The sequence below is a fragment of the Methylobacter sp. BBA5.1 genome, from assembly GCF_000746145.1.
Taxonomy (GTDB): domain Bacteria; phylum Pseudomonadota; class Gammaproteobacteria; order Methylococcales; family Methylomonadaceae; genus Methylobacter; species Methylobacter marinus.
Map to the genome: position 1 here is coordinate 22064 of NZ_JQKS01000046.1, position 6941 is coordinate 29004.

Annotated in this window: 10 protein-coding genes and 1 pseudogene; 6 read left to right on the plus strand and 5 right to left on the minus strand. The window is 51.7% G+C overall.

Going from position 1 to position 6941, the window contains the following annotated elements; all coding sequences use genetic code 11:
* Position 1 precedes the first annotated feature (1 nt).
* The 4 genes from EK22_RS20320 to EK22_RS20335 form a co-directional block, all read right to left on the minus strand.
* Entirely contained in the window at positions 2-202 is a 201-nt protein-coding gene (locus EK22_RS20320; RefSeq protein WP_020160119.1) for a zf-HC2 domain-containing protein, read from the minus strand.
* Positions 195-818 carry a sigma-70 family RNA polymerase sigma factor gene (locus tag EK22_RS20325; protein WP_020160120.1) on the minus strand — a complete coding sequence of 208 codons (624 nt, stop codon included), beginning with the start codon at positions 816-818 and terminating at the stop codon, positions 195-197. The genes EK22_RS20320 and EK22_RS20325 overlap by 8 nt, the downstream gene beginning before the upstream one ends.
* Positions 812-1018: a hypothetical protein gene (locus EK22_RS20330; RefSeq protein WP_020160121.1), complete on the minus strand. Its 207-nt coding sequence runs from the start codon at positions 1016-1018 to the stop codon at positions 812-814. Before EK22_RS20330 ends, EK22_RS20325 begins: the two co-directional genes overlap by 7 nt.
* 116 nt (positions 1019-1134) lie before the next feature.
* A complete protein-coding gene (locus tag EK22_RS20335) occupies positions 1135-2034 on the minus strand; it encodes an AraC family transcriptional regulator (protein WP_020160122.1) in 900 nt (299 codons plus the stop codon).
* 280 nt (positions 2035-2314) lie between these two features.
* Here EK22_RS20335 and EK22_RS23340 point away from each other — a divergent pair, with 280 nt between their 5' ends.
* The 5 genes from EK22_RS23340 to EK22_RS20360 all read left to right on the plus strand — a co-directional run bounded on the left by EK22_RS23340 (position 2315) and on the right by EK22_RS20360 (position 5984).
* The gene (locus EK22_RS23340) at positions 2315-2794 is read left to right on the plus strand and encodes an SRPBCC family protein (RefSeq protein ID WP_051962000.1); all 480 of its coding nucleotides are present in this window, start codon (positions 2315-2317) and stop codon (positions 2792-2794) included.
* A 62-nt stretch (positions 2795-2856) separates the two neighbouring features.
* Positions 2857-3462, plus strand: a complete 606-nt coding sequence (locus tag EK22_RS20345; RefSeq protein WP_036253985.1) for a carboxymuconolactone decarboxylase family protein — start codon at positions 2857-2859, stop codon at positions 3460-3462.
* A 259-nt stretch (positions 3463-3721) separates the two neighbouring features.
* Complete coding sequence (locus EK22_RS20350; RefSeq protein ID WP_235209462.1) at positions 3722-4588, plus strand: NHL repeat-containing protein; 867 nt, start codon at positions 3722-3724, stop codon at positions 4586-4588.
* Between the two features lie 2 nt (positions 4589-4590).
* On the plus strand, positions 4591-5367 hold the full coding sequence (locus EK22_RS20355; protein ID WP_036253976.1) for an SDR family NAD(P)-dependent oxidoreductase: 777 nt from the start codon (positions 4591-4593) through the stop codon (positions 5365-5367).
* Positions 5368-5549: 182 nt separating this feature from the next.
* On the plus strand, positions 5550-5984 hold the full coding sequence (locus tag EK22_RS20360; RefSeq protein WP_020160127.1) for a hypothetical protein: 435 nt from the start codon (positions 5550-5552) through the stop codon (positions 5982-5984).
* Positions 5985-6281: 297 nt separating this feature from the next.
* Here EK22_RS20360 and EK22_RS20365 read toward each other — a convergent pair whose 3' ends face one another.
* Positions 6282-6722 (minus strand): fatty acid desaturase, encoded by a 441-nt coding sequence (locus tag EK22_RS20365; RefSeq protein WP_235209463.1) that lies wholly within the window; start codon positions 6720-6722, stop codon positions 6282-6284.
* Between the two features lie 11 nt (positions 6723-6733).
* On the opposite strand from EK22_RS20365, the pseudogene EK22_RS20370 reads away from it, so the two are divergent.
* Positions 6734-6941: pseudogene (locus tag EK22_RS20370) on the plus strand (IS701 family transposase); the annotation flags it as partial.

Genomic DNA, 6941 nt, shown 5'->3' on the forward strand with positions numbered 1-6941 from the left:
TTTATGTTTTTTTGCCCGAGCGGCTTTGCAAGTGTTCGGTATAGCGCCGGGCGGCCTTGCGGATGAACCGGGTCTGGCGCTGGAAGCTTCGGCAGCGGGAACACATCATGATATGCAAATTGATGGCCAGACGTTCGCCCAAGCTGAGTTTTCTGTCCAGGCCCTGGGATACCAGCGCCGTAATGTCGCGGCAGCTACGCATGACGCTTCTCCTTATTTCGTTTCGATTGATTAAACCAACGCATTTCCAGACATTCGCGCAGCCGCAGCCGGGCACGATGCATGATGACCCAGTAATTGGCATCGCTGAGGCCGGTTTCGCGGCAGATTTCGTCGGCTTCCAGGCCGACCAGTTCCCGCAGCATGAAGACCTGGGCCATCTTTGGCGGCAGATTGTTCTGACATGTTTCGTAGATGCCCCAGAATTCCTGCTGCCTGAGGGCTGCTTCCGGATCGTTCCAGGCACTCGGGCCGCCATTCCATTGGCCGTTGCTCATGAAAAAATCGTCTTCGTCGCTATCACTCTCATCGGTATCGGTAAAGCCGATGTCCGAGGTGACGATTTCCCGGCCGCTACGCCGCCAGTGATCGGCGATCTTATGTTTCAGAATGCCGATCAGCCAGGTCCGTAAGCCGGCTTTGCCTTCAAACGTCGATGCCGATTGCCAGGCGGCCAATAAGGTCTCTTGCACGGCATCGTCGGCCAGTTCGTCATCGCGCAGTTGCAGCAAGGCATAGCGGAACAGTACCGGACGATGTTCGGCCAGCAGGGCTTCTGTCAACAGTCCGGTGGCTTTAGCCCCGGCTTTCACTAACATGCGCCGGCCTCCCTGACAGTGCCAGCATGGAGTACCGATGTGTCATCGAACAAACCGAAGCGGCAGGATTTGTCGCCCGATACTTGGACGTGACGGGCATAGCCGCTTCCCGGCAAATTCATGAAGCCTCTGAAATTAGCGCTGGCGCAGTCTGCATAGGCCAGAACGCCAACGCCGGCGAATAAGAAGCTTGTGCGCATGAGAACGCTCCTTGAGTCATACTACGATATGCCTTCAGTCGCAAGAACAGCATGAAACCTTACAAAAATTTATTGGATTAGCGACCATACCGAACATGATCAAGCGCGGGCAGTTGCTACACCTGATGGTTTGTTTCCTGCTGTCCACGTCGATATACGCCGGGGGAAAACCCGAAAGACCGCTTGAATGCCTTGCTGAAGGCTGATGCCGAATCATAACCGCAACGCTCGGCGACCCGTTCTATGGTCATATCGGGCTCTTTCAGCCAGTGTGCAGCGATCTGCATGCGCCACGAGACCAGGTATTCGATGGGCGAAGCCCCGATCAGCTCGGTAAACTTTTCAGAAAGCACCGTTTTGGAGATGCCTGCACGCGAGCAGAGTTCGGCAATTGTCCAGGGCTGCCACGGTTCCTGATGCATCAGTCCGAGCACGGTTTCCAGTCGGCTGTCCTGCATCGCCGCAAACACGCCTCGATGTACCAGGCCTTCGTCAAGACAATGACGCACCACCAAGACAAAAATGCTGTCGCAGAGGCGCTCAACAACGGAGCCGCTGCCAAAGCGGTTGCCGGCTGACTCACTGACAATAAGCTCGATCAGCTTTCCCAGTATCTCGCCGGCCTGAGATTTTCTGATGACAATCTCAGCGGGCAACGCTTGCCATAACGCCGATTTCGGCAGGCCCAGCTCAATTTCCCCGCATACGAACCCGGTGTCTCCTGCCTCCCAGGTTGTGGTTAGGGTGGCCGTTGCATCAGCCGGCAGATGATCACCGCTATAGGACAGATAATGTTTTGCCGCATGGGGCAGGAATAAAGCCAAGTCGCCGTCTTCCAGCGCAAGCGGCGTTTGCCAACTGAGCGAATGCACCCAGCTCCTTCCCTTGCTGACAAGATGAAACCAGATCGATTGATCAGAGTTGTGATCAATCAGCCAGCGACCACAAAAACCGCCCGAATAAGCAAGTTTGGCATGCAAACTCAAGCCATTGATCAGTGAAGTCAACGCATCCAAATCCTTCTCCCGAACTAACGCACATAAATTCCGGAATCCTGAGCATGGGAAAACGATCCGGAGTCCCTTAATCTTTATCCACGAATTTCTCGCTCAATAGCGAAAATTTGTAGATGTTCAGTCTAGCAGATAATGCACCAAAATTGAGGAGCGCAATTGTTCAGAAAGATTCTCGGCAACTTGATCTTTCAGCATCAAGATCAAGGCAAGGCATGCAACAGATCGAAGTATTGCCATACCCCGTAAATCGAAACACTTTAAGTTTAGATAAGGAAAAATCATGGGACAAATTCATCTTAAGCAAACCTTCAACCACCCTGCGGACCAAGTATGGGCATGGCTCAAGGATTACGGCAACATCCACCGCATCCATCCGATGATCGGTAAATCTTATATCGAGGGTGAACAGAGCTGCGGCGTTGGGGCAGTACGCATCTGTGAAATGAACATGGGCGGCTTTCAGCTCAAAGAACGGGTGCTGGACTGGCAGGAAAATCAGTCCTATACCGTGGATATCTATGAAACGACCATGCCGTTGATGAAGCGTTCCTTGGCCACTTTCGGCGTACGCGCTATCGGGGCGGAAACGTCGGAAGTCTATATCGATATCGAATACACGACCACATTCGGTTTCTTTGGGAAGATCATGGATGCGCTGTTCATGAATCCCGTGATGACGGTGATGATGAAACGGATGTTCAGAAAGCTGGATGAATTTCTGAGCGGCTCACGGCAACAGTCTCTCGATGCGCCCGGATGACGCCCTCCCGCCTGTAGAGGAGGTACAAGAAAATTTTATCAACGATCATTATGGAGAAAATCATGTCGGCAGACTATAAACTGAAGTTGACAGCAAAAACGATTGAAGACGCTGCGCCGAAAGCCAGGACGGGCCTTCAGCAGGCGCAGGAAAAACTAGGCTTCATTCCGAACATGTATGCAAGAATGGCCAACTCGCCAGGGCTGTTTGATATGTACCAGCAGGGCTACGCGGCCTTCCGGGCGGAATCCGGCTTCACGCCGGCCGAACAGGAGGTCGTGTTCCTGACGATCAGTCGGTTGAACGGCTGCGAGTATTGCATGGCGGCACACAGTTTCGTTGCAGACAAAATGTCGAACGTACCAAGCGCAGTGACTGACGCCATCCGCAACGATACAGCGCTCCCTGATGAGAGGCTGTCGGCATTGGCCAAGTTTACCCGGGTGATGGTCGAGCAGCGCGGTTTGCCGCAAACCCGTGATGTCGAGGCGTTTCTTGCCGCCGGGTATAGTGAACGGCAGATTCTGGAGATCATTCTGGCCATTGCCGTCAAAACCTTGAGCAATTATACCAACCACCTTTTCCATACGCCGGTGGATGCAATGTTCGCTTCTCGAACCTGGGAGGAACCTCGCAGTGCCGGTGATCAGACTGGAACAGTGAAATGAATAGGTCCTTCAGTAGGCGAAAGTTCATACTGGCCGCCACGTCGCTTGGATCGCTCATCCTGACTAATCCGCTGAATGTATTCGCGCAGGCAGGCGGCGAAGGCTCGGCAGTCTTTCGTTCGCACGACAAGCAGGTAGGACAGATGCCCGCTGGCCAGGAAGCCGGACATCGTAGCCCTCGACATGAGAGGCGTGGCCGACGTGCTTCTACAGTAAGTTTTTGCTCCGTATAGTTCCCAATATCAATAAGAGTTTTGTAATGAGACGAACGTTTAAAGTTGTAACTACGCTGGCTGGATTGATTTTTACTTGCCAGGCGCTTGCTGCTGAAATAGTCTGGAGCACTTCAGGATTCAAAATGCCGGAATCGGCCGAATATGATGTCGCCCATGACCGATACTATGTTTCAAATGTGAATGGCGGCGTCATGGAGCAGGATGGCAATGGCAGCATCAGTTTACTTGACGGCAACGGCAAGTTGATCGATGTGGACTGGATTACCGGCCTGCATTCGCCAAAAGGACTTGCCCTGTACAAAAACAAGCTCTATGTCGCCGACGTCAAGCAGCTGGTGGTCATCAATGTTGACAGCGGCAAGATAGTGGCCCGTTACGAGGCGAGCGATTCCCGAGTGCTCAACGGTATCGCTATCAATCAAGATGGAAAAGTCTTTGTCTCGGATTGGACTGGCAACTGTATTTATACCCTGGAAGATGGCGAACTGAAGATATGGCTGGAAGATCCCGAACTGAATTCGCCCAATGGCCTCTGGGCGGATAAGACTCATCTTTATGTGGCCAGCTGGGGCAGGAATCCAAAGGAGGACTTCACCACGGAAACCTCCGGCAACCTTAAAAAAATATCCCTGAAAACCCAACAGATCGAGACGCTCGATCATGAAGGCCAATGGCTTAATTTGGACGGAATCGCCCGTTACGCCAGAGACAAATGGCTGGTCAGCGACTTTCTCAAAGGCGAGCTTTTACTGATCAATAAAAGCGGGCATATTGAAAAGTCACTGCCATTAAAGAAGAGTTCAGCCGATTTTTACTACCTGCCTGAAAAACACCTGGTTATTGTCCCGCTGCTTATGGAAAACCAGGTGGTGGCTTACCGAGTGGACTGATAATGCCTCAACTACAGAATAAAAAAGCTGTCATCACGGGCGGCAGCGACGGTATCGGCCTGGGTATCGCAAAGGCATTCGTTGAAAATGGTGCCGATGTCGTCATCATCGCGCGTAGCGAAAAAAAGTTGCAGGATGCGCGTTCTCAGCTCTTGGCCATTAGTGAACGAGAAGTGCACTGCATCTCAGCTGATTTATCGGATGCTTCGGCGGTTTCAGAGACCGCCAGACAGATTACCGAGCTATGGCCGGCTATCGATAGCCTGGTCAACAATGCGGGAACCGCGGTATTTTCACCGTTTGAAAAAGTGACGAATGATGAACTGGACGCCCTGATAGCGCTTAACATTAAAGCGCCTTATCTTTTTACCCAATGTCTGATGCCTGCCCTAGAAAAAAGGCGAGGCAGCATCATTAATATCTCATCCTATTTTTCTCATCGAATGATCCCGGGGCGAACCTCCACGGTCTACTCGCTAACCAAAGGAGCGCTGGATTCATTTACCAAAGCACTGGCATCCGAACTCGGTTCGAGAGGGATTCGAGTCAATGCCATTGCGCCTGGAACAGTCGATACGCAATTGGTGCGTACCACCCTGGAAAACATGCCGGCTGATGCAGCCAAGCAGTTCCAGACTATGATTGAAAAGATTTATCCGTTAGGCCGAATAGGCCAACCCGAGGATATAGGCGGAGCAGCCGTCTATCTGGCGTCTGATCTTGCCAAGTGGGTAACGGGTGCTATTTTCAACATTGATGGCGGGTTGACGACAAATTGAATTGGCATAATAGGACCAGCGGGGCATTTGAACAGAAACTTACGGTTTCGCCCTCACAGCGGCACCTCATGTTCACAGCGCGGGCATGGTGATTGTCGATTTGATAATTGGGCCATTCCTTCAGCATTTGACTTTAGCTCAATGCGCAAGACGCCTTGCATGCGAGTCCTCAGGAAGAAGAGATGACGCAGCGTACCGTCTCTCTACCCGAAGGATTCGCGCGAGCAGGTTGTCTATTTAAAGCAAACTTAAGTTTGCAGGTGTTACTCTTTGATAAAACGCATGAAAATGGATCAGAGGACATTATGATTATGGCTAAGTTTAAACTTGACGACGGTACTGAATATTTGGCGGAAGACTTTATCAATGGCTATTTGGTTAATCCGTTATTGCTGCGCGGATCCACGCCGACATCACCTTTCATTCTCCGCTCCGAGCAGGTATTTTCAGTGCATTGCCTCATTAATAAAGGGCTAAAGTGCTGGGGGGTGTTTGACAATCTCGTGGATGCGCTTATATGTGCCCAAAACGGCCCTTCCTGGCCCGATAGATCTAGCAGTCAGCGGCAACCTGCGAAAGCACGCCGAATGTTTACCAATCAAAAGCAATACAGCTGACCGGTAAAATTCATATTCCATGCAAAGCATGGAAATGCATTCCGCACCGCCTGAGCGGGAACCGGACGGCCAGCCTCCAAGGCCGGTTCCTGCTCAGAGCACTCGTCTTTATACACGAGTGCTCGCTGCTGGCGGGAGGCAGGCGCGTCGACTGCATCGATGGGACATGATTACGCCATTTCCCGCATTCCCTCAGCCAGAGGGAAGATGCAGGAGCCAGACTGAAGCCGGCTAAAGCGGCTTGATTTTCGTACGATCTTAGGCGAGTTTTCCGGGCTACAAGTCGGTTTTTGCGGATCAGGTTGTTTTTTGCAGGCGGTTCAGTTTTTTAATCGAACGGAAACTCACCAGTATTTGCCGGTTTTCGTCCCAGAGGTTTAACCACAGGGATTTAAGGCTTTTACGGAAAGTCAGCGGCTTTACCGTTTGTAAGGCAGGCACCTCATCGTGACAGCGTTGCAAGTGATAGTTAGGTATGTTCGCTCTGAGGTGATGGATATGATGCAATCCGATATTGCCGACGGTCCATTGCAGCACTTTCGGCAATTTATAATAAGAACTTCCTTTCAACCCCGCATCGGTCATATCCCAGTTCTGTTCGCGCGCCCAGTAAACATCCTCGTACTGATGCTGAATATAAAACAGCCACATCCCGGCGCATGCTGCTAGTACTACAGTTGTAATTTCAGGGATATTGATGTTGCCCGCACAGTCTAATGTGTTTTTGATCGTAAGCATTGGCGAGGTGAATGATGAATGCGATGGCAAAGCAGTTCGTGACCCAGGCGGCGAACTGGCAATCGGAGCTGCAGACCTGGTTTGTCAGAATAGGCCGGCACTTTGGCCGGCAGGCCATGCGGCAACGGGCACTGGATTACGTGACGGGCTTGCTCAGCCCGGTTGAGCGCAAAACCAGCTGGCAATTGTCGGAAGCGGTCAAACGACAGACGCCCTATA

What these genes read in the sequence shown, in the direction of transcription:
- EK22_RS20320 (WP_020160119.1), bottom strand. Translation starts at nt 202, where the DNA reads ATGCGTAGCTGCCGCGACATTACGGCGCTGGTATCCCAGGGCCTGGAC.
- EK22_RS20325 (WP_020160120.1), bottom strand. Translation starts at nt 818, where the DNA reads ATGTTAGTGAAAGCCGGGGCTAAAGCCACCGGACTGTTGACAGAAGCC.
- EK22_RS20330 (WP_020160121.1), bottom strand. Translation starts at nt 1,018, where the DNA reads ATGCGCACAAGCTTCTTATTCGCCGGCGTTGGCGTTCTGGCCTATGCA.
- EK22_RS23340 (WP_051962000.1), top strand. Translation starts at nt 2,315, where the DNA reads ATGGGACAAATTCATCTTAAGCAAACCTTCAACCACCCTGCGGACCAA.
- EK22_RS20345 (WP_036253985.1), top strand. Translation starts at nt 2,857, where the DNA reads ATGTCGGCAGACTATAAACTGAAGTTGACAGCAAAAACGATTGAAGAC.
- EK22_RS20350 (WP_235209462.1), top strand. Translation starts at nt 3,722, where the DNA reads ATGAGACGAACGTTTAAAGTTGTAACTACGCTGGCTGGATTGATTTTT.
- EK22_RS20355 (WP_036253976.1), top strand. Translation starts at nt 4,591, where the DNA reads ATGCCTCAACTACAGAATAAAAAAGCTGTCATCACGGGCGGCAGCGAC.
- EK22_RS20360 (WP_020160127.1), top strand. Translation starts at nt 5,550, where the DNA reads ATGACGCAGCGTACCGTCTCTCTACCCGAAGGATTCGCGCGAGCAGGT.
- EK22_RS20365 (WP_235209463.1), bottom strand. Translation starts at nt 6,722, where the DNA reads ATGCTTACGATCAAAAACACATTAGACTGTGCGGGCAACATCAATATC.